Annotated in this window: 24 protein-coding genes and 1 tRNA gene; 19 read left to right on the forward strand and 6 right to left on the reverse strand. The window is 68.5% G+C overall.

The window, feature by feature from the left end; translation table 11 throughout:
• Nucleotides 1–80 precede the first annotated feature (80 nt).
• The 10 genes from ACZZZQ_RS12680 (at nucleotide 81) to ACZZZQ_RS12725 (ending at nucleotide 11,078) form a co-directional block, all read left to right on the forward strand.
• Complete coding sequence (locus ACZZZQ_RS12680) at nucleotides 81–2,048, forward strand: DNA polymerase III subunit gamma and tau (protein WP_463507693.1); 1,968 nt, start codon at nucleotides 81–83, stop codon at nucleotides 2,046–2,048.
• Nucleotides 2,045–2,422 carry a hypothetical protein gene (locus ACZZZQ_RS12685; protein ID WP_463507694.1) on the forward strand — a complete coding sequence of 126 codons (378 nt, stop codon included), beginning with the start codon at nucleotides 2,045–2,047 and terminating at the stop codon, nucleotides 2,420–2,422. The genes ACZZZQ_RS12680 and ACZZZQ_RS12685 overlap by 4 nt, the downstream gene beginning before the upstream one ends.
• Nucleotides 2,423–2,489: 67 nt before the next feature.
• Nucleotides 2,490–3,083, forward strand: a complete 594-nt coding sequence (recR, locus tag ACZZZQ_RS12690) for a recombination mediator RecR (RefSeq protein ID WP_053097391.1) — start codon at nucleotides 2,490–2,492, stop codon at nucleotides 3,081–3,083.
• Nucleotides 3,080–4,018, forward strand: coding sequence for a DMT family transporter (locus ACZZZQ_RS12695; protein ID WP_463507695.1), 939 nt, complete (start codon nucleotides 3,080–3,082; stop codon nucleotides 4,016–4,018). Before recR ends, ACZZZQ_RS12695 begins: the two co-directional genes overlap by 4 nt.
• Before the next feature lie 95 nt (nucleotides 4,019–4,113).
• Complete coding sequence (locus tag ACZZZQ_RS12700) at nucleotides 4,114–5,397, forward strand: aspartate kinase (RefSeq protein WP_463507696.1); 1,284 nt, start codon at nucleotides 4,114–4,116, stop codon at nucleotides 5,395–5,397.
• A 262-nt stretch (nucleotides 5,398–5,659) separates the two neighbouring features.
• Nucleotides 5,660–6,730 carry an aspartate-semialdehyde dehydrogenase gene (locus ACZZZQ_RS12705; RefSeq protein ID WP_463507697.1) on the forward strand — a complete coding sequence of 357 codons (1,071 nt, stop codon included), beginning with the start codon at nucleotides 5,660–5,662 and terminating at the stop codon, nucleotides 6,728–6,730.
• Between the two features lie 83 nt (nucleotides 6,731–6,813).
• A complete protein-coding gene (locus ACZZZQ_RS12710) occupies nucleotides 6,814–8,286 on the forward strand; it encodes a malate:quinone oxidoreductase (RefSeq protein ID WP_053099206.1) in 1,473 nt (490 codons plus the stop codon).
• Nucleotides 8,287–8,293: 7 nt separating this feature from the next.
• Complete coding sequence (locus ACZZZQ_RS12715; protein ID WP_463507698.1) at nucleotides 8,294–8,947, forward strand: thymidine kinase; 654 nt, start codon at nucleotides 8,294–8,296, stop codon at nucleotides 8,945–8,947.
• Between the two features lie 138 nt (nucleotides 8,948–9,085).
• Nucleotides 9,086–9,808, forward strand: a complete 723-nt coding sequence (locus tag ACZZZQ_RS12720; protein WP_056279841.1) for a FadR/GntR family transcriptional regulator — start codon at nucleotides 9,086–9,088, stop codon at nucleotides 9,806–9,808.
• 10 nt (nucleotides 9,809–9,818) lie between these two features.
• Entirely contained in the window at nucleotides 9,819–11,078 is a 1,260-nt protein-coding gene (locus ACZZZQ_RS12725; RefSeq protein ID WP_463507699.1) for an alpha-hydroxy acid oxidase, read from the forward strand.
• Between the two features lie 34 nt (nucleotides 11,079–11,112).
• Here ACZZZQ_RS12725 and ACZZZQ_RS12730 read toward each other — a convergent pair whose 3' ends face one another.
• The 5 genes from ACZZZQ_RS12730 to ACZZZQ_RS12750 form a co-directional block, all read right to left on the reverse strand.
• On the reverse strand, nucleotides 11,113–11,868 hold the full coding sequence (locus ACZZZQ_RS12730; RefSeq protein WP_056279843.1) for an HAD-IIB family hydrolase: 756 nt from the start codon (nucleotides 11,866–11,868) through the stop codon (nucleotides 11,113–11,115).
• Nucleotides 11,865–12,221, reverse strand: a complete 357-nt coding sequence (locus ACZZZQ_RS12735) for a VanZ family protein (protein ID WP_463507700.1) — start codon at nucleotides 12,219–12,221, stop codon at nucleotides 11,865–11,867. The genes ACZZZQ_RS12730 and ACZZZQ_RS12735 overlap by 4 nt, the downstream gene beginning before the upstream one ends.
• 188 nt (nucleotides 12,222–12,409) lie before the next feature.
• Nucleotides 12,410–12,483, reverse strand: a tRNA-Pro gene (locus tag ACZZZQ_RS12740).
• A gap of 53 nt (nucleotides 12,484–12,536) precedes the next feature.
• A complete protein-coding gene (locus tag ACZZZQ_RS12745; RefSeq protein ID WP_072591628.1) occupies nucleotides 12,537–13,472 on the reverse strand; it encodes a metallophosphoesterase in 936 nt (311 codons plus the stop codon).
• Entirely contained in the window at nucleotides 13,469–16,057 is a 2,589-nt protein-coding gene (locus ACZZZQ_RS12750; protein ID WP_072591627.1) for a transglycosylase domain-containing protein, read from the reverse strand. Before ACZZZQ_RS12750 ends, ACZZZQ_RS12745 begins: the two co-directional genes overlap by 4 nt.
• A gap of 78 nt (nucleotides 16,058–16,135) precedes the next feature.
• Here ACZZZQ_RS12750 and ACZZZQ_RS12755 point away from each other — a divergent pair, with 78 nt between their 5' ends.
• Both ACZZZQ_RS12755 and ACZZZQ_RS12760 read left to right on the forward strand, forming a co-directional pair.
• Nucleotides 16,136–16,369: a DUF4177 domain-containing protein gene (locus ACZZZQ_RS12755; protein ID WP_463507701.1), complete on the forward strand. Its 234-nt coding sequence runs from the start codon at nucleotides 16,136–16,138 to the stop codon at nucleotides 16,367–16,369.
• The gene (locus ACZZZQ_RS12760; protein ID WP_463507702.1) at nucleotides 16,356–16,814 is read left to right on the forward strand and encodes a RidA family protein; all 459 of its coding nucleotides are present in this window, start codon (nucleotides 16,356–16,358) and stop codon (nucleotides 16,812–16,814) included. Before ACZZZQ_RS12755 ends, ACZZZQ_RS12760 begins: the two co-directional genes overlap by 14 nt.
• Before the next feature lie 79 nt (nucleotides 16,815–16,893).
• On the opposite strand, the gene acs is transcribed toward ACZZZQ_RS12760, so the two are convergent.
• Nucleotides 16,894–18,861, reverse strand: a complete 1,968-nt coding sequence (gene acs / locus ACZZZQ_RS12765) for an acetate--CoA ligase (protein ID WP_295103597.1) — start codon at nucleotides 18,859–18,861, stop codon at nucleotides 16,894–16,896.
• Nucleotides 18,862–19,274: 413 nt separating this feature from the next.
• On the opposite strand from acs, the gene ACZZZQ_RS12770 reads away from it, so the two are divergent.
• The 7 genes from ACZZZQ_RS12770 (at nucleotide 19,275) to tmk (ending at nucleotide 25,715) form a co-directional block, all read left to right on the forward strand.
• Nucleotides 19,275–20,288: a TadA family conjugal transfer-associated ATPase gene (locus ACZZZQ_RS12770; protein WP_463507703.1), complete on the forward strand. Its 1,014-nt coding sequence runs from the start codon at nucleotides 19,275–19,277 to the stop codon at nucleotides 20,286–20,288.
• A complete protein-coding gene (locus ACZZZQ_RS12775; RefSeq protein ID WP_463507704.1) occupies nucleotides 20,282–21,178 on the forward strand; it encodes a type II secretion system F family protein in 897 nt (298 codons plus the stop codon). The genes ACZZZQ_RS12770 and ACZZZQ_RS12775 overlap by 7 nt, the downstream gene beginning before the upstream one ends.
• A 54-nt stretch (nucleotides 21,179–21,232) precedes the next feature.
• Nucleotides 21,233–21,430, forward strand: a complete 198-nt coding sequence (locus ACZZZQ_RS12780) for a DUF4244 domain-containing protein (RefSeq protein ID WP_053097366.1) — start codon at nucleotides 21,233–21,235, stop codon at nucleotides 21,428–21,430.
• Complete coding sequence (locus tag ACZZZQ_RS12785) at nucleotides 21,430–21,774, forward strand: TadE family type IV pilus minor pilin (RefSeq protein WP_053097363.1); 345 nt, start codon at nucleotides 21,430–21,432, stop codon at nucleotides 21,772–21,774. Before ACZZZQ_RS12780 ends, ACZZZQ_RS12785 begins: the two co-directional genes overlap by 1 nt.
• Nucleotides 21,775–21,802: 28 nt before the next feature.
• Entirely contained in the window at nucleotides 21,803–22,132 is a 330-nt protein-coding gene (locus ACZZZQ_RS12790; protein ID WP_056279855.1) for an Rv3654c family TadE-like protein, read from the forward strand.
• A gap of 98 nt (nucleotides 22,133–22,230) precedes the next feature.
• The gene (topA, locus tag ACZZZQ_RS12795) at nucleotides 22,231–25,089 is read left to right on the forward strand and encodes a type I DNA topoisomerase (RefSeq protein WP_463507705.1); all 2,859 of its coding nucleotides are present in this window, start codon (nucleotides 22,231–22,233) and stop codon (nucleotides 25,087–25,089) included.
• Nucleotides 25,086–25,715, forward strand: coding sequence for a dTMP kinase (tmk, locus tag ACZZZQ_RS12800; RefSeq protein ID WP_463507706.1), 630 nt, complete (start codon nucleotides 25,086–25,088; stop codon nucleotides 25,713–25,715). Before topA ends, tmk begins: the two co-directional genes overlap by 4 nt.
• Nucleotides 25,716–25,721: the final 6 nt, after the last annotated feature.

Genomic DNA, 25,721 nt, shown 5'->3' on the forward strand with positions numbered 1-25,721 from the left:
CAGCGGCGCGTCGGGGATCCCGCGCGCGATCGTCGGCGTTCGTCTGCCTGAACGTCCGTGGCACGCCGTAGGCTGTTCTGGTGACCACAGCCCTCTACCGCCGCTACCGCCCCGAGTCGTTCGGCGAGATGATCGGGCAGTCCCAGGTGACCGAACCGCTGATGACTGCGCTCCGCGGCGACCGTGTCGGCCACGCCTACCTCTTCTCCGGACCCCGTGGATGCGGAAAGACGACGTCTGCGCGCATCCTCGCCCGCTGCCTGAACTGCGCGGAGGGCCCGACCGACGTGCCCTGCGGAAAGTGCCCGAGCTGCGTCGAGCTGTCGCGGGCGGGCGGTGGCTCGCTCGACGTCGTCGAGATCGACGCGGCCAGCCACAACGGCGTCGACGACGCACGTGATCTGCGCGAGCGGGCGACGTTCGCCCCCAGCCGCGATCGCTACAAGATCTTCATCCTCGACGAGGCGCACATGGTGACGCCGCAGGGGTTCAATGCGCTCCTCAAGCTCGTCGAAGAGCCGCCCGAGCACGTCAAGTTCATCTTCGCGACGACCGAGCCCGAGAAGGTGCTCGGCACGATCCGCTCGCGCACGCACCACTACCCGTTCCGACTGGTGCCTCCGGCCGCGATGCTCGAGTACGTCGAGAAGCTGTGCGGCGAAGAGGGCGTGGTCGCCGAGCGCGGTGTCCTTCCTCTGGTGGTCCGCGCCGGGGGAGGCTCGCCGCGAGACACCCTCTCTCTTCTCGACCAGCTGATCGCCGGCTCCGACTCGCCCGCAGGTTCCGAGACCGTGACCGTCGCCTACGAGCGCGCCGTGGCGCTCCTCGGCTACACGCACGCCGCGCTGCTCGACGAGATCGTCGATGCGCTCGCCGGCGCCGACGCCGCAGCGGCGTTCCCGGCGATCGACCGCGTGGTGCAGACCGGCCAGGACCCGCGTCGCTTCGTCGACGATCTGCTCGAGCGTCTGCGCGACCTCATCGTGATCGCGGCTGTGGGTGCGGGAGCGTCGTCGGTGCTCCGTGGAATCGCCGACGACGAGCTCGCGCGCATGCGCACGCAGGCCGATTCCTTCGGGTCGGCCCGACTCTCGCGCACGGCCGACATCGTCAGCGCCGCCCTCGACGACATGTCGGGCGCCACCTCGCCCCGACTGCACCTCGAGCTGATGGTCGCTCGCGTGCTCGCTGCGGGAGCGGATGCCGTCGCCGCCGTCCCGTCCGCACCGGCCGCTGCCACCTCCGCCCCGCCGCGGGCGTCCGCGCCTGCGCAGGCTGCTCCCGCCGCTCCCGTTGCTTCGTCGGCTGCTCCCGCAGCTGCTGCTCCCGCCGCTCCCGCCGCTGCTCCTCAGTTTGCGGCCGATCGACCGGCGACCACGACCGAGCCGGCCGGCGGGGAGACCGGGGAGTCCGACACGGCCGAAGCGACCCCTGCCGATGCGACGTCGAGCGCTGCACCGGCTGTCGACGCCGCACCGGCCGCCGATGTCGCAGCGCCCTCCGGGCCAGTCGCCTTCGAGCAGATCACCGCCGCCTGGCCGGCCGTCCTCAAGCGGCTCGAGAGCGTCAGCCGCACGTCGTGGCTGCTGGCCACCGCCGTCCAGCCGCTCGCATACGTCACGGAGACCGAGGTGCTGACTCTGGGCTTCACCAGCCAGCACGATGTCGCCAAGTTCAAGGGCACGACGCCGGGTTCGGGTCCCTCCGACCATCTGCGCGGCGCCATCGAGCAGGAGCTCGGCGTGCGCGTCAAGTACCTCCCTGCTCCGATGCCAGCGGGGGAGCGCCTCGCCAGCCCGCGACGCCTTCATCGGGACGCCCGACCGACGACGCGCCCGCATCGGAGCCTGCGTCAGCGGAGTCACCGCGAGCTCAGTCACCGCGATCGCAGACCCCGCACGCCGAGAAGCCGCGTGGTGAGTCGCCGAAGACGGAGACCGTGGCCGCTCGGTCGTCGGCTCCTCAGACAGGGAGTTCCTCGGCCCCCGTCACCGAGTGGGCGGTGGCGTCGATCCCGGCATCCGAGCTCGCTGAGCCCGCTCCGGTGACCGCTCCGCCGGCGGCGTCTGTGCCTGCTGCCACCTCTGCCGCAGCGGCGCCTCAGACGGCGGCGCCTCAGACGGCGGCGCCTCCGAGCCGCGCGACGAGTGACGTCTCACCGGAGATCCGAGACGACGCACCTCCGCCCATCGACGATGAGCCGCCGTACTTCGACGACGAGCCGCCCTACGACCCGTCGTACGAGCCGGCGCCGATGTCGCAGGCGGCGCCGCCCGCCGGAGGCTCGCCGTCGACCGCTCCCTCCGCGCGGTCGACGACCGCACAGGCATCCCCTGCGCGCAGAGTGGCTTCGGCCGCCGCAGCCCCGGCGATCACCGAGCGCGCCCCCGCCGGGGAGTCCAGCGCTACGGCGAGGCCGTGATCCGCCAGGTGCTCGGCGCGACGTTCGTTCGCGAAGAGCCCTACGAGCCCCCGACGAGGTTCTCCTGATGTATGACGGCATCGTCCAGGAGCTGATCGACGAGTTCGGTCGACTCCCCGGAATCGGCCCCAAGTCCGCGCAGCGCATCGCTTTCCACATCCTGCAGACGCCGACATTCGACGTCGCGCGTCTCTCCGAGCTGCTCGTGGAAGTGCGGCTGCGGGTGCGCTTCTGCGAGATCTGCGGCAACGTGGCAGAGCAGGAACGCTGTGCGATCTGCCGCGACCCCCGACGCAATCCGGCCGTCATCTGCGTGGTCGAAGACGCGAAGGACGTCGCCGCGATCGAACGTACCCGCGAGTTCCGTGGCCTGTACCACGTGCTCGGGGGCGCGATCAGCCCGATCGCCGGCATCGGCCCCGACGACCTGCGCATCGCCCAGCTGATGTCGCGTCTCGGCGACGCCACGGTGCAGGAGGTCATCCTCGCGACGAACCCCAACCTCGAGGGCGAGGCGACTGCGAGCTACCTCAGCCGCCTGCTCACCACGATGCAGATCACCGTGTCCCGCCTCGCCTCCGGCCTTCCGGTCGGTGGCGACCTCGAATACGCCGACGAGGTCACCCTCGGGCGCGCATTCGAGGGTCGGCGCGTGCTGTGAACGCACAGGGCGGCTTCTCGCGACGCGGGTGGCTGCTCTTCGGGGCCATGGCGCTGCTGTGGGGCGTGCCGTACCTGTTCATCAGCATCGCGGTCGAGTCCCTGTCGCCCCCCGCGATCGTCGCCGGGCGCACCCTCATCGCGGCGCTGCTCCTCCTCCCGTTCGCGCTTCGCGGCGGTGCGCTGAGAGCGGCGTGGAAGCACTGGCCCTGGGTGCTCGCGTTCGGCCTCGTCGAGATGGCGGGTCCGTTCGTGCTGCTCGGCCACGCCGAGATGACCCTGCCCTCGGGCATGACGGGTCTGCTCGTCGCGACCGTGCCGCTGTTCGCGGCGCTCATCGCACTGGGCGGGGGAGACCGCGGAGTCCTGCGCCCGGCGCGCGGCATCGGTCTTCTCGTGGGATTCATCGGCGTCGCGATCGTCGTCGCCGGGCCCGGACTGTTCGGTGGTGAGGTCAGTCTGATCGCGGCCGGCGAGGTGCTGCTGGTCGCCATCCTCTATGCCATCGCCCCCTTCATCGTCGCCCGACAGCTGAACGACGTCCCGTCGCTCGGCACCATCACGCTGTCGTTGCTCATGATCGGCGTGATCTACCTGCCCATCGGGCTGCTCACGCAGCACCAGATGCCGACGCTTTCCTCGATCTTCGCGCTCCTCGCGCTGGCCGTCATCTGCACCGCCGTCGCCTTCCTGGCATTCTTCGCTCTCATCCGCGAGGTCGGCCCCGTCCGCGCGCCGCTGTTCACCTACGTGAACCCGGTCGTGGCGATCATCCTCGGTGCGATCGTGCTCGCCGAGCCGCTGACGCCGGGGCTGCTCATCGGATTCCCGCTGATCATCGCGGGCTGCTGGTTCGCGGCCACCGGCGGACGCCTCCGTCCCCAGGCCGCTGCCCGAGCCGACCTGCCTGCAGTGCCCCTGCCGCCCGCGCCCTGACCCACCCGGGCACGACCGTCACATGCGAAGAAGCGCATATGCGCCAAACGTAGAATGGGGGTGGGCGGATCCGCCCGACATCCCAGGGAGTGAACGTGGCCCTCATCGTGCAGAAGTACGGCGGCTCCTCAGTCGCCGACGCAGAGAGCATCAAGCGCGTCGCCAAGCGCATCGTCGACACGCGTCGCGCCGGCCATGACGTCGTCGTCGCCGTGAGCGCGATGGGCGACACGACCGACGAGCTGCTCGACCTCGCCAACGAGGTCGCGCCGATTCCCGCTCCGCGCGAGCTCGACATGCTGCTCTCGAGCGGTGAGCGCATCTCGATGGCGCTCCTGGCCATGGCCATCCACTCGATGGGCTTCGAGGCGCGGTCGTTCACCGGCAGCCAGGCGGGCATGATCACCGACTCGCAGCATGGCGCCGCCCGCATCGTGGATGTCACCCCCATCCGTCTGCGCGAAGCGCTCGACGAGGGGGCCATCGTCATCGTCGCCGGCTTCCAGGGCTTCAACCGCGACACCCGCGACATCACCACGCTCGGACGCGGAGGCTCGGACACGACGGCCGTCGCTCTCGCCGCGGCCCTCGACGCCGACGTCTGCGAGATCTACAGCGACGTCGACGGCATCTTCACGGCCGACCCCCGCGTCATCCCGAAGGCGCAGAAGCTCGACCACATCGGCAGTGAGGAGATGCTCGAGCTCGCCGCCAACGGCGCGAAGGTGCTCTACATCCGCGCTGTCGAGTACGCACGCCGTCACGGCGTCCTGATCCACGCCCGTTCGACGTTCTCGTCGTCCGAGGGCACATACGTTCTGGGCGAGGGTATGAAGAACCCTCGCGAAGCCGAGGGAGCAGAAGCCATGGAAGAACCGATCGTCGCCGGTGTCGCCACCGATTTCGGCCAGGCCAAGATCACCGTCGCCGGCGTTCCGGACGTGCCGGGCAAGGCGGCGGAGATCTTCAAGATCGTCGCGAAGTCCGGCGCCAACGTCGACATGATCGTGCAGAACGTGTCGGCTACGGGCCGCACCGACATCTCGTTCACGGTTCCCAAGGCCGATTCCTCGGCTGCGCTCAAGGCGCTCGCGGGGGAGCAGACCGAAGTGGGCTTCCAGAACCTGGTGCACGACGATCAGATCGGCAAGCTGTCGGTCGTCGGAGCGGGTATGCGGACGCACTCGGGCGTCTCCGCGACGCTGTTCGAGGCGCTGTCGGCCGGTGGCATCAACATCGAGATGATCTCGACGTCCGAGATCCGCATCTCGGTCGTGCTCCGCGACACCGACCTGGCCGAGGCCGCCCGCACCGTGCACACCGCGTACGGACTCGACGGCGACGCCGAGGCCACGGTCCACGCCGGCACCGGTCGCTGACCCTCGCCGATCGCGCACGATCTGCGGATGACCGCACGATCTGCGGAAGTGTCAGCTGATCCCGTCCGCGAATCGTGACTCGATCCGCAAAACTGACTCGGGATGCTGACCCGGCCCGCACCCCGCCCGACGGTCGGTCCTCGATCACCGGACGGCACGGTAGACTCACCGAAACCCTGACATCGGCGCCAGGCGCGGCATCCGCATCCCGACGTCGCGCCTGAAGCCTCGCATGCAGCACTGCACGACGCCAAGGAACATCATGACCCGCATCTCCGACTCAGGACTCTCCGTCGCCATCGTCGGCGCCACCGGCCAGGTGGGCACCGTGATGCGCGAGATTCTCGCCGAACGGTCCTTCCCGATTCGCGAGCTGCGTCTGTTCTCGTCGTCGCGCTCTGCAGGCACCGCCATCGAGTTCGGCGGCGCGACCGTCATCGTCGAGGATGTCGAGACGGCGGATGCCGCGGGCATCGACATCGCCCTCTTCTCGGCCGGCGCGACCGCCAGCCGCGCCTACGCTCCCCGCTTCGCCGAGGCCGGAGCCGTCGTCGTCGACAACTCCAGCGCCTGGCGCAACGATCCCGAGGTTCCGCTGGTCGTCAGCGAGGTCAACCCGCACGCGATCGACGACCGCCCTCGCGGCATCATCGCCAACCCGAACTGCACGACCATGGCAGCCATGCCGGTTCTGAAGGCGCTGCACGCCGAAGCGGGTCTCGAGCGCCTGATCGTCTCGACCTACCAGGCCGTCTCCGGTTCGGGTCTCGCCGGTGCGCAGGAGCTCCTCGGGCAGGTCGAGGGCGTCCTCGCCCAGGGCGACACGCTGCGCCTCGTGCACGACGGCTCGTCGATCGACTTCCCGGAGCCCGAGAAGTACGTCGCTCCGATCGCGTTCGACGTCATCCCGTTCGCGGGCAACCTGGTCGACGACGGTCAGAACGAGACGGACGAGGAGAAGAAGCTCCGCAACGAGAGCCGCAAGATCCTCGAGCTGCCCGACCTCCGTGTCGCCGGCACGTGCGTGCGGGTTCCCGTCTTCACGGGCCACTCGCTCTCGATCAACGTCGAGTTCGCCCGCGACATCACGCCGCAGCGCGCCGCCGAGGTGCTCGGCGCAGCCCCCGGTGTCGTCCTCGACGAGGTGCCCACGCCGCTCCAGGCCGCGGGCAAGGACCCGAGCTTCGTCGGACGAATCCGCGCCGACCAGTCCGCTCCCGAGAACAAGGGCCTCGTGCTGTTCATCAGCAACGACAACCTGCGCAAGGGCGCGGCGCTGAACGCGGTGCAGATCGCCGAGATCCTCGCCGAGCGCCTGGTCGCCATAGCCTGACCGCATCGCGGTCATGCGGATCCGGTCTCGCCGGACGGCCCCGCGTGGTCTGTCGTGCCGTGACCGCGAACTAGACTGTCGTGGTGACCGAAACCGTCGATGTCGTCTTGATCGGTGGTGGCATCATGAGCGCCACCCTGGGTACCCTTCTGCACGAGCTGCAGCCGGATTGGAAGATCGTCGCGTTCGAGCGACTCTCCGATGTGGCTCAGGAATCGTCGAACCCGTGGAACAACGCGGGCACCGGCCACGCGGCGCTCTGCGAGCTGAACTACATGCCGCAGCAGAAGGGCGCTCCGCTCGACCCCGCCAAGGCCGTCTCGATCAACGAGCAGTTCCAGCAGAGTCGTCAGTTCTGGTCGTCTCTGGTCGATCGCGGCGTGCTCGATGCGCCGTCGACCTTCATCAACGCGACGCCGCACATGACGTTCGTGCGCGGTGAGAAGGACGTCAAGTACCTCAAGGACCGCTACGAGGTCCTGAAGAAGCAGCCGCTGTTCGAGGGCATCGAGTACAGCGAGGACTCCCGCGTCATCAACAAGTGGGCGCCGCTGCTCATGCAGCAGCGCCGTAAGGGCGAGCCGTTCGCGGCCACCCGCGTGCCCGCCGGAACCGACGTCGACTTCGGTGCGCTGACGCACCAGCTCTTCGACCACCTCACCGAGTCGGGCGTCGCGCTGCGCACCAACCACGAGGTCAAGAGCCTGAAGAAGCAGAAGGACGGCACCTGGCTCATCAACTACCGCACGACGATCGGTCGCACGCCGAACCAGATCAAGGCGCGTTTCGTGTTCGTCGGCGCCGGCGGCTGGGCGCTCAAGCTGCTGCAGCGCTCGGGCATCCCCGAGATCAAGGGCTACGGTGTCTTCCCGATCGGCGGGCAGTTCCTCAAGACCTCGAACCCGAAGATCGTCGCACAGCACAAGGCGAAGGTGTACTCGCAGGCCTCGGTGGGCGCCCCGCCCATGTCGGTCCCGCACCTCGACACGCGCGTGGTCGACGGCGAGGCCTCCCTGATGTTCGGCCCGTTCGCGACCTTCAGCCCGAAGTTCCTCAAGAACGGCTCGATGCTCGACATCGTGTCGCAGGTGCGCACGCACAATCTGTGGCCGATGCTGCGCGTCGCGTTCGCGAATCCCGACCTCATCACCTACCTGGTGGGGGAGCTGCTGAAGAACCACGCCAAGAAGGTCGACAGCCTGCGCACGTTCATGCCGACGGCGAAGGACGAGGACTGGACGCTCATCGACGCGGGGCAGCGCGCCCAGGTCATGAAGAAGGACCCCAAGAAGGGCGGCATCCTGCAGTTCGGCACCGAAGTGGTGTCCGCGGCCGACGGTTCGATCGCCGGTCTGCTCGGCGCCTCGCCCGGCGCCTCCACCGCCGTGCCGATCATGCTCGATCTGCTGAAGAAGTGCTTCCCCGACGAGTACCCCGGCTGGGAGTCGGAACTGCGCGAGCTCATCCCGACATTCGGCGAGCAGCTGAACAAGGATCCCGAGCTGGCGGCGAAGTCCACCGCGGCGACGGCGGCCACGCTCGGCATCAACGAGTAGCGCGCCGGTGGCGAAGCTCTACTTCCGCTACGGGGCGATGAACTCGGGCAAGTCCACCTCGCTGCTCCAGGCCGCGTACAACTACGAGGAGCGCGGCCAGCACGTGCTGCTCGCGAAGCCGGCGATCGACACCAAGGGTGCATCCGAGATCGCGAGTCGACTCGGTGTCACGCGGCACGTCGACTATCTCATCGCTCCCGATGCGGACGTCCGCGAGCTCTTCGACGAGCACCGGGATCGCGTGCGCCGTGCGGTCGCCGATGAACCGGTCCGCGGGGGGTCGATCGATGTCGCCTGCCTCCTGATAGACGAGGCGCAGTTCCTCACGGCGGAGCAGGTCGACGACCTCTTCCGCATCGCGATCGAGGACAGCATCCCGGTGATCGCCTACGGCATCCGCAATGACTTCCTCACCCACGCCTTCTCGGGGTCGGCTCGTCTGCTCGCGATCGCGCACTCCCTCGAGGAGCTGAAGACCATCTGCCGCTGCGGGCGCAAGGCCGTCTTCAACGGTCGTGTGATCGGTGGTCGGTTCGTCTTCGACGGCGACCAGGTCGCCATCGACGAGGGCGCTGACGGATCGCTGGCGCCGGAGATCACGACCTACGAGTCGCTGTGCGGCGCGTGCTACCTCGAAGAGTCGGGTGGGCGACTGGGCTGAACGCCCTCGCGTCCTGCTCCGCCCTCGGGCGCTGTGTCGTCGTACCCCGATTGCGTGGTCTGACCACACACGGTACTGTGGTCAGACCACAGCCGCGTCGAGGATCGATGCCGCCGATGCACACGATGAGGAGAGCGGATGCCGGAGCAGCCAGCCCGCGCCTGGAGGCTTGTGCTCGAACATGTCGAGCGCGACCTGCTCGACGGGCGTCTCGGCCCCGGTGATCGTCTCGCCTCGGAGCGCGAGCTCGCCGCGGACCTGGGTGTCGGGCGCTCGAGCGTCCGAGAGGCGCTGCGCGTGCTCGAGGTCATGGGGCTGATCCGCACCTCGACCGGCTCGGGGCCGCAGTCGGGCGCGATCGTGATCGCGACCCCGTCCGGTGGCATGTCGACGCTTCTGCGCCTCCAGGTCGCCGCACAGGGCTTTCCGCTCGCGGACGTGGTGCAGACCCGACTGCTGCTCGAAGACGCCGTCGTCGCCGCTCTCGCGAGCCAGCACGCGCCCGATCTCACCGCGGCGCACAGCGTGCTCGATGCGATGGACGTCGGCGCCCTGACGCCTGACGAGTTCCTCGCCCTCGATGCCCAGCTCCACCTCGCCCTCGCGGAATCGAGCGGCAACACCGTCGTCGCCGCGATCATGGCGGGCCTGCGCACCTCCATCGAGTCGTACGTGCAGCAGGGCGCCTCATCCATCGCCGACTGGGATGCCATGGCAGACCTGCTGCGCGCCGAGCACCGAGCCATCATCGAGGCCATCGCCGCGGGTGACGCGGCGACCGCCCAGACCCTCGTCCGAGCGCACATCACCGGCTACTACACCGCGGCGGGGCTCACCCGCAGCGTCCGACCCACCGACTGAGAGGACAGCCATGGTCCAGCGCCAGGTTCCCAACCCCGCAGAGCTTCTCGACCTGATGAAGTTCAAGAAGCCCGAGTTCAACGGCAAGAAGCGCCGTCTCGACGCGGCGCTCACGATCGACGACCTGCGCACGATCGCCAAGAGGCGCACGCCCAAGGCGGCCTTCGACTACACCGATGGCGCCGCCGAGGGCGAGCTGTCGCTCACGCGGGCACGCCAGGCATTCCAGGATGTGGAGTTCCACCCCGGCATCCTCCGGCCGGCTCCGGACGTCGACACCGCGGTCGAGATCCTCGGCGGCCCGTCGGCGCTCCCGTTCGGCATCGCGCCGACAGGCTTCACGCGTCTCATGCAGACAGAGGGCGAGGTCGCCGGCGCGGGAGCGGCGGCGGCGGCCGGCATCCCGTTCACCCTCTCGACCCTGGGCACGACGTCGATCGAGGGCGTGAAGGCGGCCAACCCGCACGGACGCAACTGGTTCCAGCTCTATGTCATGCGCGACCGCGAGATCTCCTACGAACTCACTCGCCGTGCTGCCGCCGCGGGCTTCGACACGCTGCAGTTCACGGTGGACACCCCGGTCGCCGGAGCGCGGCTGCGTGACAAGCGCAACGGCTTCAGCATCCCGCCGCAGCTCACGCTCGGCACCATCATCAATGCCATCCCGCGTCCGTGGTGGTGGTACGACTTCCTGACGACCCCGAAGCTGGAGTTCGCGTCGCTGAGCACCACCGGCGGCACCGTCGGCGAGCTGCTCGACGCGGCGATGGACCCCACGATCAGCTACGACGACCTTGCGGTGATCCGTGACATCTGGCCGGGCAAGATCGTGATCAAGGGCGTGCAGAACGTCGAGGATTCGGTGCGCCTGCGTGACGCCGGCGTCGACGGCATCGTGCTCTCCAACCACGGCGGGCGGCAGCTCGACCGCGCGCCCATTCCGTTCCACCTTCTGCCGGAGGTCCGGACCGCCGTGGGTGACGACTTCACGGTCATGGTCGACACGGGGATCATGAACGGCGCGGACATCGTCGCGGCGGTCGCGCTCGGAGCGGACTTCACCCTCATCGGACGCGCCTACCTCTACGGCCTCATGGCTGGCGGCCGTGCGGGCGTCGACCGCACGATCGAGATCCTGCGGACGGAGATCGAACGCACCATGCGTCTTCTGGGCGTCGCCTCACTCGCGGAGCTCGAGCCGTCGCACGTCACTCAGCTCACGCGCCTCGTGCCGGTCGCACGGGCAGCGTCGGAGGCCGTCGTCCGCTGACCTCGTCCCCGGATTCGAGGGGAGGGGTGGGCGGTCAGAGGGTCGCGAGAAGCTCGTCGAGCTTGTCTGCGGTGTCCTCCCACCCCTCGACCGCGACCGAGGGCACTCCGATCGCCAGGACGGGGTAGTCGTTGCCGCCTTCATCGAGTCGGTCACCGTAGAACAGCATCGAGGTGAGGGGGATGCTGGTGTGCTCGGCGAGCTGCTTCATGCCGAAGGCCTTGTCGATGCCGGCCAGAGTGATGTCGATGGAGGTCGAACCGCCGGATCGCACTTCGAGCTCGGGGAGTCTCGCCGCCACGGCGTCCCGAAGAGCTTCTCGTTTCGCACCGGACGGGTCCCACTCGTGCTTGGCATCGCGGGGAGCCTTCTGCCCGAGCGCAGAGAAGGTGATCTGGGATCCGCGGTCCTCGAGGATCTCACCCCAGGGCTGAGACTCCCACAGCCCCAGACGCTCCGCCTCCTCGCGCAGGGCGGCGAGAGCGCCGGCCTTCTGCTCCGCGGTGAGGTCATGGGCGTAGAGCGGCGAGAAATCCGTGCCGTCGTGGCGCAGGTACCGTGTGCCGCAGGTGGGGAGCAGGTGCAGCCGCGCCGCGGCCGCCTCGTCGATGGTTCCGAGCCGCGCGATCACCTGAGCGCGGAACTGCGCCTCGTTGCCGCCCGAGATGATCGCGACCTCGACCCGCTGCAGCAGCGCGAGCAGCAACGAGGCGATGCGAGCATCGATGGGCTCTTTCGACGGGGCGAGGGTGTCGTCGAGATCGAAGGCGACGAGTGCAGGCGAGGTCATGATGCTTCCAGAGTAGACGGGCGGTGCTCAGAGACACGCGGAGCGAAGAGGAGGGTGCACAGGATCGCGAGCGCGACGCCGATCAGCGCGCCGCCGGAGTTCGCGATCACATCGGACACGGTGGCCGTGCGATTCGGCAGGGCGAGGCGCTGGGCGGCCTCGATGGAGAGGGACACTGCCGCGCCCAGGGCGAGCGCCAGCGGCCAGAGGCGGCGGGGGATGAGGATGAAAGCCAGGATGCCGATGGGCACGAAGACCAGAACGTTGGCGATGACCTCGAGGCGAGTGAAATCAAGAGACTCCCACCCCAGTCGGTGCGAAACGGACAGAACGAGATCGAGCAGGTTCGGCATGGACTGCTCGATGCGCGTCGGCGTGAGCGTCAGCAGCGCGATGCCGCCGAAGAACGGCAGGGCGAGAGCGAGGGCGATGCCTCGGGTCAGTCGTCGAGGCGGGGGAGCAAGCGACTCATGCGGTGCCTTTCTCCTCGTTCCGGATACAGAGAAGGCCGCCCGCGAGGACGGCCTTCCGGTGTTACTTGTCGGGGTGACAGGATTTGAACCTGCGACCTCTTCGTCCCGAACGAAGCGCGCTACCAAGCTGCGCCACACCCCGTTTTGCAACCCTCCGAGTCTACAGCGAAATGCTCCCAGCGCCGAATCGAGGCATCAACCGCGCGCCGTCAGGGTCAGCAGCGTCGCCTCGGGGCGGCACGCGAAGCGTATCGGCGCGTAGATCGAGTGTCCGCAGCCCGCGCTGACATTGAGGGGCACGGCGCGATCGCCCTGAGTCCACGTGCTGAGACCCTTCGCCTGCTTCAGCGGGATGTCGCAGTTCGCTACGAGAGCACCGAAACCGGGCAGGCACACCTGACCGCCGTGCGTGTGGCCTCCGAGGATGGCGTCGGCGCCCATCTCCACGAACCCGTTCAGGACGCGCTGATAGGGCGCGTGCGTGACGCCGAGAACGGATGTGCCGGCAGTCCGCGGGCCGAGAGCATCGATGGCGTCCGGCAGGTCCTCGAGCCGGTCCCAGTCGCAGTGCGCATCACTCACGCCGAACAGGTCCAGGGGACTGCCGGCCACCATGAGTCGCGCTGCGGCGTTGTTCAGGCTCGTCCATCCGAGCTCGTCGGTGAAGTACGCGTCCATCGCATCGGTGTCGAGGAAGTTCAGCTCTCGCGGGCGCTGCGACGGGCCGGCGAAGTAGCGGATCGGGTTCCGCGGCGAGGGGCCGATGACGTCGTTGGAACCGTGCACGAAGACGCCGGGGATTCCGGCGAACGGCTCGAAGGCACGTCTGATCCCGGCGAGACCGTCGCGGTGTCCGAGATTGTCGCCGGTGTTGACGATGAGATCGGGCTTCAGCTGCGCGAGTGACGCGAGCCAGTCCTGCTTGCGGTGCTGCCACGGAGCCATGTGCGCGTCCGAGATGTGCAGCACGCGCAACGGTGCGGAACCCGGGGCGAGAGCGGATGCGGTCGCCTCACGCACCGTGAAGAGGTAGCGCTCGATGCCGATGCCCCAGACGGCGGCTGCGGCACCAGCGGCCCCCACCGCGCCGAGCGCGATGAGGGCCGGGTGCGCCGCGTGGCGAGACGTCACTTGCAGCGGACCTTGATGGACGTGCTCTTCGTCGTCGGTGTGTTCGCGGCCGGGTCGGTGGACGTGACCGCGGCGTTCTGACCGTTGCATGACCCGTCGAAGTCGATCGACGAGAACCCTGCCCCGAACAGCGCGCTCTGCGCTTCGGCCTTCGATTGTCCGGTGATGTCGGGCACCGTCGCGCCCTGGCCGTTGCTCGGCGAGATCGTGATCGTCGCACCGCTCGGGGCCTGTCCGGACGGGTCCTGCGCCATGACGACATCGCCGGCGGGACCGTCCACGGCGGGTCCGACGGCTGCGGTGAAGCCCGCAGCCTCGATGAGAGAGGTCGCTTCGCCGACGGACTTGCCCACCACGTCGGGAACGTTCGTCAGAACCTGACGAACCAGCTTGTCGTCGGGGCGAGGGAAGTCCTCCGCGGGGTACACGGCATCCGCGGCACCCTGGATCGCCTTGGCGAGGCCGTAGCGGATGTCGCCGAGTCGCGTCCCGTTGCCGTTGCGGAAGTCGTTCAGCGGCACGCGGCCGTCGACGTTTCCGACCCACACCGCTGTCGTGACCTTGGTGCTCGACTCGACGAGCATGGTGTGCTCCTTCTCGGCGGTACCGGTCTTGCCGATCAGCTGGGTTCCGTCGTACGGGTTGGCCCTCGTTCCGGTGCCGTTGCCCTCCATGACGCCTCGCAGTGCGTACGCGGCGGTCGCGGCGACCTCAGGGGTGAGCTGCTGGGAGCACTTCTGCGCGGGAGGAGTGATCTCCGCGCCGTCCTCGCCGACGACCCGGTCGATCACGCGAGGCTCGCAGTAGACGCCGTTGTTGGCGACGGTGGCGTAGGCGCCGGCCATCTGCAGAGGAGCCACGCTCTTCGAGCCCAGAACCGTCGGGAACGGATCGTTCGGAGCGGTGTTGGCGTTCGTTCCGCCGACCGTGATGTCGTCGCCGTTGCCGTAGTGGACGCCGAGTCGCTTCGCCACCTCGTTGATGTCGCAGAGATCGAGCTGCTGCGCCATCGCGAGGAAACCGGTGTTCAGGGACTGCGCGGTGAACTGTCGCACGCTGCCCACCGAGCCGCCGGAGTTGCCGAAGTTGTTGATCTTGGAGCTGTTCGTCACCTTGTCCCCGCACCTGGTGAAGGGGCTGAAGGTCTTGAGGCGACCGTCGAGGACCTGGTTCACGGAGTGGCCGGACTCCAGCCAGCTCAGAAGCGTGAACAGCTTGTAGGTCGATCCCGTCTCGAACCCGTAGGTCGAGCCGCCATGCGCCTTGTCGGCCGCGAAGACCTGAGAGGTCTCGCCCGCAGCCAGGTTGGCCTCGGTCGTCTCGTTGAAGACGGTGTTCTGTGCCATGGCGAGTACCCGACCCGTGGACGCCTCGATCGACACTCCGGTGCCACCGACGAGGATCCCGGGCATCGCCTGCGGGACCTGCGCCCTGACCGCGTCGATCGCGGGCTGCTGGACCCGCAGATCGAGGGAGGTGTAGATCTCCATTCCGCCGCGGCGGAGGTTCGAGCGACGCTCCTCTTCCGTGGCGCCGAACGCCTCGTCGTTCTCGATGACGGCCTTCACGTACTGGCAGAAGTACGCGTTGTCGCCCGCGGCCGCACAGCCCTGCTGGGGCTCGCTCAGCAGCGGCGTGACCGGCGAGGCGACGGCCTCGTCGTGCGCGGCCTGCGTGATCTTCGCGTCCGCGAGCATCCGATTGAGGACGTAGTCTCTGCGATCCTTCGTGTCCTTGTAGCCGTCGGCGTCCCCGTTGTGCGCCACGCCGGCGTCATCCGTCCAGATTCCCTCGGGGCGGTCGATGCGGAATCGGTTGGGCTCCTGCACCATGCCGGCGATCGTCGCCGCCTGCGCGAGACTGAGATTCGCCGCGCTGGTGGAGAAGTACCGGTTCGCTGCGGCCTCGATGCCGTAGATGGTGCCGCCGAAGTTGGCGATGTTGAGGTAGCCGAGGAGGATCTCGTTCTTCGAGTAGTCCTTCTCGATCTTCAGCGCGTAGCGCATCTCCTGCAGCTTGCGCTCGACGCCCTCGCCGCCCTTCGCGACTGCCGCATCGAGGAAGCACTGCTCGATCTGCTTCGAGTAGTCCTCGGCTCCAGGATCGACGTCCTGTTCGCATTCCTGCACCTGGACGTTCTTCACGTACTGCTGGGTGATCGTGGACGCTCCTCGATCGGTCGTGCCGGCGACGTTCCCGACTGCGGCCTTGATCGTCGCGCCGAGGTTGATTCCGCCGTGGGTGTAGAAGTTCTTGTCCTCGCTCGAGAGGATCGCGTCGTACATCACGGGCGCGACCTGGTCGTAGGCGACCGGGATGCGCTTCTGCTCGTAGAACGACGCCAGTGCGACGGGGTTGCCGTCGAGACCCGTCGCATAGATGGTCGACTGCTGCATCGGAGCGCCGACCTGGAGGTTCTCGGGGAGGTCCTCGAAGATGGTGAGGGCCTGCGACCCGGCGATACCGGTCATGGCGAGCACCGGGGTGACGCTGGCCGCGACGAGGAGACCGGCGACGGTGCTCAGCCCGACGAGTCCGAGGACTCCGCCGAGCGCACCTTTCACCGTGCGATTCTTTTGAGGCATACGCTAGATCGTAGGGGAGTTCCCTGAATACCGCCTTTGACGCAGCCGCCGTCGCGGATGCCGCCAGACAGGAGAGCCATGACCACCTGGGAGTACCTGACCACCCCGTTGCTGATCCACAACACCGCAGCGATCCTCAACAACTGGGGCAAGCAGGGCTGGGAGCTCGTGCAGGTCATCCAGGGCCCCGAGGGTGGGCTCGTCGCCTACTTCAAGCGCCCGGTGACGGCGGATGCCTCGGGCAACGCCGGTCTCGCTGCCGCAGCCGAGGCGTCCCGCCAGTTCGAAGGGGAGCGGCATGAGCGTCTCTGAGCGCCTGACCGAGCTGGGCATCGAGCTCCCCGTCGTCGCGGCGCCGGTCGCAGCCTACGTCCCGGCGGTCGTGCACGACGGACTCGTCTACACCTCCGGCCAGCTGCCTTTCGTCGAGGGAACGCTGCCCGCGACGGGCAAGGTCGGGGCAGAGGTCACCGCCGAGGACGCCAACGCCTATGCGCGCACCTGCGCCCTGAACGCTCTCGCGGCGGCTGCGGCTGCGGCCGGGGGCGTTGACAGGATCGCCGGAGTGCTGCGGCTCGGCGGCTTCGTGGCATCCACCTCCGATTTCACCGGCCAGCCCGGCGTGATCAACGGGGCGAGCCTGGTGCTCGGCGAGATCTTCGGCGACGCCGGGCAGCATGTCCGCGCGGCCGTCGGTGTGCCGGTGCTCCCGCTCGACAGCCCGGTCGAAGTCGAGGCCACGTTCATCCTGGCCTGAGGTCGCCACCCCTCACCACGCGCACACGGCAACGCCCCCTTCCGGATCGGTTCGGAAGGGGGCGTTTGCTGTATCCGTGCTACTTGACCTGCGCCGAGATGATGCTCATCACCGCGGTGTCGGCCAACGTGGTGGTGTCTCCGACCTCGCGCCCCTCAGCCACATCGCGCAGCAGACGCCGCATGATCTTGCCCGAGCGCGTCTTCGGAAGCTCGCCCACGATGTACACGTCGCGGGGCCGTGCGATCGCGCCGATCTGCTCACCCACCCAGAGGCGCAGCTGCTGCGCGAGTCCGGCGGGGTCGTGCGCCGAGAGGTAGCTCTCCTTGATGATCACGAATGCGACGACGGCCTGACCGGTCGTCTCATCTGCCGCGCCGACGACCGCGGCCTCGGCCGTCGCCTCGTGTGCGACGAGCGACGACTCGATCTCGGCCGTCGAGAGGCGGTGTCCGGAGACGTTCATGACGTCGTCTACCCGGCCGAGCAACCAGAGGTCGCCGTCCTGGTCGAGGCGCGCACCGTCACCGGCGAAGTAGTAGCCCTGCTTCTCGAACTTCTCCCAGTACGTCTCCGTGAACCGCTCGGGGTCGCCCCAGATGCCGCGGAGCATGCTCGGCCACGGTTCGGTGACGACGAGGAGGCCGCCGTTGCCGTTGCCCACCTCGGCGCCCGACTCGTCGACGACGTCGATCGAGATTCCGGGCAGCGGCACCTGGGCGGATCCCGGCTTGGTGGCGGTGACACCGGGCAGTGCAGAGACCATGATCGCGCCTGTCTCGGTCTGCCACCAGGTGTCGACGATGGGCGTCTTGCCCGCGCCGATCACGTCGCGGTACCAGATCCACGCCTCGGGGTTGATGGGCTCGCCCACCGAGCCGAGCAGGCGCAGCGACGACAGATCGAACTTCGCGGGCACGCTGCGGCCGATCTTCATGAACGAGCGGATCGCGGTGGGCGCCGTGTAGAAGATCGAGACCTTGTACTTCTCGATGATCTCCCACCAGCGCCCGGGGTGCGGCGCGTCAGGCGTGCCCTCATAGATGACCTGGGTCGCGCCGTTCGCCAGCGGACCGTAGGTGACATAGCTGTGTCCGGTGATCCACCCGATGTCCGCGGTGCACCAGTACACGTCGGTCTCGGGATGCAGGTCGAACACGTACTTGTGCGAGTAGGCGGCCTGAGTGAGGTACCCGCCGGAGGTGTGCAGGATTCCCTTGGGCTTTCCCGTAGTCCCGGAGGTGTAAAGGATGAACAGCGGGTTCTCGGCGGGGAAGGCCACGGCAGTGTGCTCGGGGGAGGCCGCGGGGACGACGTCGTGCCACCAGAGGTCGCGACCGTCCTCCCAGTCGACCTCGTTCTCGCCGCGCTTGACGACGAGCACGTGCTCGACCGTCTGCTGCTCGCCGTCGCCGCGGTCGGCGAGCGCCTGGTCGACGGCCGGCTTGAGCGCGGACACGCGGCCCTTGCGGTAGCCGCCGTCGGCGGTGATGACGAGCTTCGCCCCTGCGTCATCGATGCGCGAGCGGAGGCTGTCGGCGCTGAACCCGCCGAACACGACGGAGTGGATGGCGCCGACGCGGGCGACGGCGAGCATCGATGCGACCGCTTCGGGGATCATCGGCAGGTAGATCGCGACGCGGTCGCCATGGCCGATGCCGAGCCCCTCCAGCACGTTCGCGACGCGCTTGACCTCCTCGGTCAGCTCGGCGTAGGTGATCGACCGGGAGTCGCCCGGTTCGCCCTCCCAGTGGAGAGCGACACGGTCGCCGTTGCCCGCCTCGACGTGGCGGTCGAGGCAGTTGTACGCGACGTTGAGCTCGCCGTCGTCGAACCACTTCGCGAACGGCGGGGTCGACCAGTCGAGCACGCGCGTGAACGGCTTGTGCCACTCCAGCAGTTCGCGTGACTGGTCGGCCCAGAAGGCCTCGCGGTCGGTCGACGCATTCTCATACAGCCGCGGAGACGAGACCGACTGGGCGACGAACTCCTCGGACGGCGGGAACTGGCGGGTCTCATCGAGAAGGTGATCGATCTGGCTGCTCATCGGCAGGCGCTCCTTTGCGGCGTGGCAGGTCGTGCGGGCATGAACGCATCTCTGACGCGATCAGGTCAGGGCGAATCTAGTCCCGGGCACGGACATCGCATTACTGCCGAAAGTCGGTAGTCCGACGGGTTTTGTCAGGACGGTCGCCTTGCGTACACTCGACGACAGCCGAATTCTCATTCTGGCCTTGGCGTGCCCGATTCCCCCATGAGGGACGCCGTGGGCGGCATCTCATTCCCCCCGTGAGGTGCCGCCCATCTCTATGCCGGGAGCGCTCCCATCCTGTGGCTCGCGATCTGACACCGTCCACACCCGCTCTGCACGGATGCCATCGTCCAGACGTTGCTCACAGTGGTCGTCGCCGGAGCGCCGCGGCGACCCCGCGGACCCGCCGCGAGCCCTAGCTTCGGGGCATGCCTGATCCCTTCGTCATTCAGCCGCGCGGCTCGGTGGCGCTCGCCGACGGAACCGTCCGGGGTGCTCCTTCGCCGCTGCAGGTCGATCCCGCCTTCGGTCTCCTCGCCGAGCACTGCGCAGACGAGGAGGTCACCGACATCTTCGTCAACGGCGCATCCGGGCTGTTCATCGACCGAGGGCACGGTGCGGAACCCGTGCTCGGGTGGAGCGCGTCCGAACGGGAGGTCCGCGACCTCGCGGTCGGGCTCGTCGGACTCGGCGGTCGACATCTCGACGACCAGGCTCCGTGTGTCGATGTCAGGCTCGACTCCGGCATCCGCGTCCATGCCGTACTCGCGCCGATCTCGACGTCGGGGACGGCGCTCTCGATCCGTGTGCCCAGAGTGCGCGCTGCAGATCTCGACGCGCTGGCGGCGCTCGGCTCATTCGACGCCGCCCAGCACAGCTGGCTTCTCGATCTCGTCGCCGAGCGCGCCAACATCCTCATCACGGGCGGGACAGGAACGGGCAAGACCACGCTGCTGTCGGCATTGCTGTCAGCCGTCCCGGCCTCTGAGCGCATCGTCACGATCGAGGACGTCGCCGAACTGCGCCCGCAGCATCCCCACCACGTCGCTCTGGAGGCACGGCAGTCGAATCTCGAGGGCGCCGGCGGCATCAGCCTCGCCCGGTTGGTCCGCGAGTCGCTGCGCATGCGCCCCGACCGTCTCGTGGTCGGAGAATGCCGCGGCGAGGAGGTGAGAGAACTCCTGACTGCTCTGAACACCGGACACGACGGGGGAGCGGGAACTCTCCACGCGAGCGGTCTCAGCGACGTGCCGGCCCGGCTCGAAGCGCTCGGCGCCCTCGCGGCGATGGATGCCACGGCGCTCGCGCGCCAGGCCGTGAGTGCGTTCACGATCGTCCTCCATCTCGACAGGGCGCCCGGCGGGCGGAGACGCATCGCGCACGCCGGCGAGCTCGCGGTGAGCGGGGATCGGCTGAGCATCGAGGAGGTGCGGCCGTGGTGAGGGGATGGCGTCGTCCGGTCGTCGAGACCGGGGGCGACGCCGCGACATCGGTGCAGACGCTCGCGGTGCTTCTCCAAGCCGGCGCTTTGCCGATGGTCGCATGGCGCCATCTCGCCTCGATCGGCGACCGTCACGCTGCGTCCGTGGTCCAGCGGGTGGATGGCGGCGTCCCGCTCATCGCGGCCATCGAAGCGGAGGGTGGCGCGTGGCGTGACCTCGCGGCCGCCTGGGAGATCGCGACGACCGTCGGCGCACCGCTCGCCGAGGTGCTGAGGATGCTCGCCGAGACGCTACGCGACGCGTCATCCGCCGCGGACGACGTGCGCATCGCGCTCGCCGAGCCCGCGGGAACCGCCAAGCTCCTGCTCTGGATGCCGTTCGCCGGCCTCTTCCTCGGCTTCGCCCTCGGCTTCGACACTGTCGGCGTCATCGTCGGGACGCCCGCCGGCGCCGGGTGCGTGGTCGCCGGGCTCCTGCTCGTCGCAGCGGCGCGCGCGTGGACCGGGCGACTCCTCACGCGGGCGCGTCCCGAACCGGGAACACCGGGCATGCGAGCCGAGCTCATGGCGGTCGCCCTCTCAGGAGGCGCGTCGATCCCACGAGCCCTGCGCCTCGTCGCCGAGAGCCCGGCATCCTCTACCGGTGACGACGCTCGCATCGGCGCGGTGCTCGAGCTGTCGCATGCTGCCGGGGTCCCGGCGAGTGAACTGCTTCGGGCTTCCGCCGGCCAGGAGAGACACGCGTCACGGGTGGACGGACGCCTTCGCGCGGCCAAGCTCTCGACGACGCTCCTCATCCCGCTCGGAGTCTGCACTCTCCCGGCCTTCCTGCTGCTCGGCGTCGCACCGCTTCTGCTGAGCGTGCTCGCCTCCACTCCACTGCCGCTGTGACGGCCGAGTTCCACCGGATGCACCGCGTATCCGTCCCACAGAAAGAAGGAACACATGAACACCATCCCCTCGCTCACCCGGCGCAGCGCGGCAACCCTCTTCGGCGACGACAGTGGCGCGGCCACCGCCGAGTACGCCATCACCACGATGGCGGCCGTCGCCTTCGCCGGCCTCCTGGTCGTGATCATGAGGTCAGACGAGGTGCGTGGCATCCTCACGGACCTGGTGCGTCGGGCACTGACGGTGTCGTGATGACTTCCGTCCATGCCGGCGAGCGCGGCTCCGTGACTGCGGAGCTCGCGCTCGCGGTTCCCGCCGTCGTGCTCGTCCTCCTACTCGGAGCCGGCGCTCTGGGCGCAGCCTCCCGTCAGGTGGCACTGCAGGATGCGACCGCTGACGCGGCCCGGCTCCTCGGCAGAGGAGAAGACGAGGGGGCCGCCGCACATGCGGTGTCGGCTGCAGTGCCCGGTGCCTCGATGTCGAGCAGCACGTCGGGCGATCTCGTGTGCGTGTCCGCAGAGACCGACTTCACCGTCGGCGGCTTCGTGAGGGTGGGCGTGCGCGCGTCGAGTTGCGCGCTCGCCGGAGGACTCTGATGTTCTCGACGGTGGAGGTGGAGCACTGATGGCGGGGTCGGTGCTCGCGGCCGGCGTGCTGGTGGTCGGCGCGACTCTGTCATTCGGACTCGCCGCCGTCGGCGGCGCGGCAGTCACTGCGCAGCGCGCAGCGGGAGCTGCCGACGCCGCGGCCCTGGCAGCGGCCGACGCTGCCAGCGGCGCAGTCGTCGTCACGGTCGACCCGTGCACCCTCGCCGCGCGGGTCGCCGCGGCCTCCGGTGCAGCACTCACCGAATGCGCCGTCGATGGCTTCGTGGCGACCGTGCAGGTCAAGGCGAAGTACGCTGGACTCGCTGCCGTCTCCCGAGCCCGTGCTGGGCCACCCGAGGGGATCTGACTGCGGCGCGAGGCACTTTCCGGCGAAAATGCAGGCGACCTCTGTGACCAACCCATCACGGCGGTGTGTATGGTGTGCTTCGAAGAAAGGATGCTCCCTTGGCTGAAGGCAAGAAGCTCGTCATCGTCGAGTCTCCGACGAAGATGCGGTCGATCCAGGGGTACCTCGGCGATGGCTACGAGGTGCTCAGCTCGGTCGGCCATATTCGCGACCTCGCAGACAAGAAGGACATCCCCGCCGCGGACAAGCAGGCGTACGGAAAGTACTCGATCGACGTCGACAACGACTTCGACCCCTATTACGTGGTCTCCGATCGCAAGACGAAGACCGTCGCCGAACTCAAGCGGGCGCTCAAGACTGCCGACGAGCTTCTGCTCGCCACTGATGAGGACCGCGAGGGCGAGGCCATCGCGTGGCACCTGCTCGAGACGCTGAAGCCCAAGGTCCCCGTCAAGCGGATGGTGTTCCACGAGATCACCAAGGACGCGATCCAAGCGGCCATCGGCAACACGCGTGAGCTCGACACCGACCTGGTCGACGCGCAGGAGACCCGCCGTATCCTCGACCGACTGTACGGGTGGGATGTCTCGCCCGTGCTCTGGTACAAGGTCAAGACCGGTCTGTCTGCCGGCCGAGTGCAGTCCGCCGCCACCCGCATGATCGTCGAGCGTGAGCGCGAGCGCATGGCGTTCGTGTCCGCCGAGTACTGGGACGTCGAGGCGCTCGCGTCCTCGTCGTCCGGATTCAAGGTCCGTCTGGTCCGCGTGGACGGCGGTCAGCTCGCCCGAGGCACCGACTTCGACGACGACGGCAAGCTCAAGAAGGCCGTCATCATCCTCGACGAGGCGAAGGCGGCGGCCCTCGCGCTGGCGATCGACGCCGCAGGCACGGGCACGGTCACCAAGGTCGAGGCGAAGCCCGGCACCCGCAGCCCATACGCGCCGTTCACCACCTCCACCATGCAGCAGGAGGCCGGACGAAAGCTCTCCATGAGTGCCAAGCAGGCGATGAGCGTCGCCCAGCGGCTCTACGAAAAGGGCTACATCACCTATATGCGAACCGACTCGGTGGCGCTGAGCACCCAGGCGGTGCAGGCCGCTCGCAGCCAGGCCGTCGCGTTGTACGGCGACAGCGCCGTGCCGCTCAAGCCGCGCGTCTACAAGTCGAAGAGCAAGAACGCCCAGGAGGCGCACGAGGCCATCCGCCCGTCGGGTGAGAACTTCCGCACCCCGAAGTCGGTCGCCGCCGAACTCGACCGCGAGGAGCACCGCCTCTACGACCTCATCTGGAAGCGCACCGTCGCCAGCCAGATGGCCGACGCGAAGTACGAGACCACGACCGTCACGATCGCGGTCGACGCCGACGGGCAGAAGGCCGAGTTCACCGCATCGGGCACGGTCTACACCTTCAAGGGCTTCCTCGAGGCATACGAAGAGGGACGCGACGAGAAGCGCAACGACAAGGACGCCGACGAGAATCAGTCGCTCCCTGCGGTCGCCGTCGGCGATGACCTCCGGATGTCCGATGCCGAGGCGAAGGGGCACCGCACGACCCCGAAGCCGCGCTTCACCGAGGCATCGCTCGTCAAGGCGCTCGAGGAGCACGGCATCGGCCGCCCTTCGACGTTCGCGAGCATCATCGGCACCGTGATCGATCGCGGCTACGCCACCAAGCGCGGCCAGGCTCTCGTGCCGACGTGGCTCGCCTTCAGTGTCGTGCGCCTGCTCGAGGAGCACTTCGCCGACCTGATCGACTACGACTTCACCGCAGCTCTCGAAGACGACCTCGACGCGATCGCCCGTGGCGAGCAGAAGCGCGTCGAATGGTTGCGTTCCTTCTACTACGGCTCGGATTCGCACGTCGGACTGCGCCAGACCGTCGACAACCTCGGCGAGATCGACGCACGTGCGCTCAACTCCACGCCGATCACCGAGACCGCCACCCTGCGATTCGGCAAGTACGGACCCTACCTCGAGGTCGCGAACCCCGACGCTCCGGACGAGAAGCCGCGCATCGTCAACGTTCCCGAAGACCTCGCTCCTGACGAGCTGACCGAGGCCAAGGCGCAGGAGCTCATCGATGCGCCGGTCGCCGGCGACCGCGTGCTCGGCACGAACCCGGACAACGGCAAGATCGTCGTCGTCAAGGACGGCCGATTCGGGCCCTACGTTCAGGAGAACGACCCCGTCTCTGAAGATGCGGCGGTCGACGAGGCCACCGGCGAGGTCGTCGAGGCGCCCAAGCCCAAGCGTGGGGCGAAGAAGGATGCCGCGCCCAAGCCGCGCACCGCTTCGCTGTTCCGTTCGATGTCGGTCGACACGATCGATCTCGACACGGCGCTGCAGCTTCTCAGCCTGCCGCGCGTCGTGGGAGCCGACCCGGAGAGCGGCGAGGAGATCACCGCGCAGAACGGCCGGTTCGGGCCCTACCTGAAGAAGGGCACCGACTCGCGCTCGCTCGAGAGCGAATCGCAGATCTTCGATGTGACCCTCGAGAAGGCCCTCGAGATCTATTCGCAGCCGAAGTACGGCGCCGGATCCCGCCGAGCATCCAGCGCGCTCGCCGAGTTCGAGGCAGATCCCGTGAGCGGCAAGCCGATCCGCATCCGCGACGGACGCTTCGGCGCCTACGTCACCGATGGCGAGACCAACGTCACGATTCCCCGGGGCCAGAAGGTCGAGGACATCACCTTCGAGACCGCGGTGCAGATGCTGGCAGACAAGCGAGCCAAGGGGCCGGCGCCCAAACGCGGTGCGGCGAAGAAGCCCGCGGCGAAGAAGCCCGCGGCGAAGAAGCCCGCCGCGAAGAAGCCCGCCGTGAAGAAGCCCGCGGCCAAGAAGGCTCCGGCGAAGAAGGCGACCGCGACCGATGCGGAGAAGGCAGCCGCGCGGTCCGCAGCCGCCAAGAAGGCCGCTGCCACCCGTGCCGCGAATGCCGCGAAGAAGGCCGGTTCGTGACGTCTGACTCCGGAGTCTGGATCACGCTCGAAGGCGGAGACGGATCGGGGAAGACCACGCAGTCGAACCTGCTCGGGCAGTGGCTGACGGATGCGGGGCGGACGGTCGTGCGCACCCGTGAGCCGGGTGGGTCGGAGGTCGGCCAGCTGATCCGCGACATCGTGCTCCACCATCGCGGCGACATCGCCCCGCGGGCAGAGGCTCTGCTCTACGCGGCCGATCGCGCGCACCACGTCGCGACCGTCGTTCGACCGGCGCTCGCCCGCGGCGAGGTCGTGCTGCAGGACCGCTACCTCGACTCGTCCGTCGCCTATCAGGGCGCGGGACGCGTGTTGGACGGCGACGAGATCCGCGACCTGTCGCTCTGGGCAGCCGAGGGAGCGCTTCCCGATCTCACCGTGCTGCTCGACCTCGATCCCGAGTCGGCGCGCGTGCGACTCGACTCCGCCGACAAGCCGTTCGACCGGCTCGAAGCCGAGAAGACCGAGTTCCATGCCCGCGTCCGCGACGCGTACCTCGCCCTGGCCCAGGCCGAACCGGAGCGGTTCCTGGTTCTCGATGCCGCCGCGACTCCGGACAACATCGCCGAGCAGATCCGCGATCGGGTCTCGACGCTCATCGGCTGATCGGCC

The organism is Microbacterium sp. AC132 (genome assembly GCF_979258525.1).

Excerpts from the sequence above, each read along its gene's own strand:
- recR (WP_053097391.1), top strand. The coding sequence starts at position 2,490 with ATGTATGACGGCATCGTCCAGGAGCTGATCGACGAGTTCGGTCGACTC.
- ACZZZQ_RS12705 (WP_463507697.1), top strand. The coding sequence starts at position 5,660 with ATGACCCGCATCTCCGACTCAGGACTCTCCGTCGCCATCGTCGGCGCC.
- ACZZZQ_RS12720 (WP_056279841.1), top strand. The coding sequence starts at position 9,086 with ATGCCGGAGCAGCCAGCCCGCGCCTGGAGGCTTGTGCTCGAACATGTC.
- ACZZZQ_RS12725 (WP_463507699.1), top strand. The coding sequence starts at position 9,819 with ATGGTCCAGCGCCAGGTTCCCAACCCCGCAGAGCTTCTCGACCTGATG.
- ACZZZQ_RS12730 (WP_056279843.1), bottom strand. The coding sequence starts at position 11,868 with ATGACCTCGCCTGCACTCGTCGCCTTCGATCTCGACGACACCCTCGCC.
- ACZZZQ_RS12735 (WP_463507700.1), bottom strand. The coding sequence starts at position 12,221 with ATGCCGAACCTGCTCGATCTCGTTCTGTCCGTTTCGCACCGACTGGGG.
- ACZZZQ_RS12750 (WP_072591627.1), bottom strand. The coding sequence starts at position 16,057 with ATGCCTCAAAAGAATCGCACGGTGAAAGGTGCGCTCGGCGGAGTCCTC.
- ACZZZQ_RS12755 (WP_463507701.1), top strand. The coding sequence starts at position 16,136 with ATGACCACCTGGGAGTACCTGACCACCCCGTTGCTGATCCACAACACC.
- ACZZZQ_RS12760 (WP_463507702.1), top strand. The coding sequence starts at position 16,356 with ATGAGCGTCTCTGAGCGCCTGACCGAGCTGGGCATCGAGCTCCCCGTC.
- acs (WP_295103597.1), bottom strand. The coding sequence starts at position 18,861 with ATGAGCAGCCAGATCGATCACCTTCTCGATGAGACCCGCCAGTTCCCG.
- ACZZZQ_RS12770 (WP_463507703.1), top strand. The coding sequence starts at position 19,275 with ATGCCTGATCCCTTCGTCATTCAGCCGCGCGGCTCGGTGGCGCTCGCC.
- ACZZZQ_RS12780 (WP_053097366.1), top strand. The coding sequence starts at position 21,233 with ATGAACACCATCCCCTCGCTCACCCGGCGCAGCGCGGCAACCCTCTTC.
- ACZZZQ_RS12785 (WP_053097363.1), top strand. The coding sequence starts at position 21,430 with ATGACTTCCGTCCATGCCGGCGAGCGCGGCTCCGTGACTGCGGAGCTC.
- ACZZZQ_RS12790 (WP_056279855.1), top strand. The coding sequence starts at position 21,803 with ATGGCGGGGTCGGTGCTCGCGGCCGGCGTGCTGGTGGTCGGCGCGACT.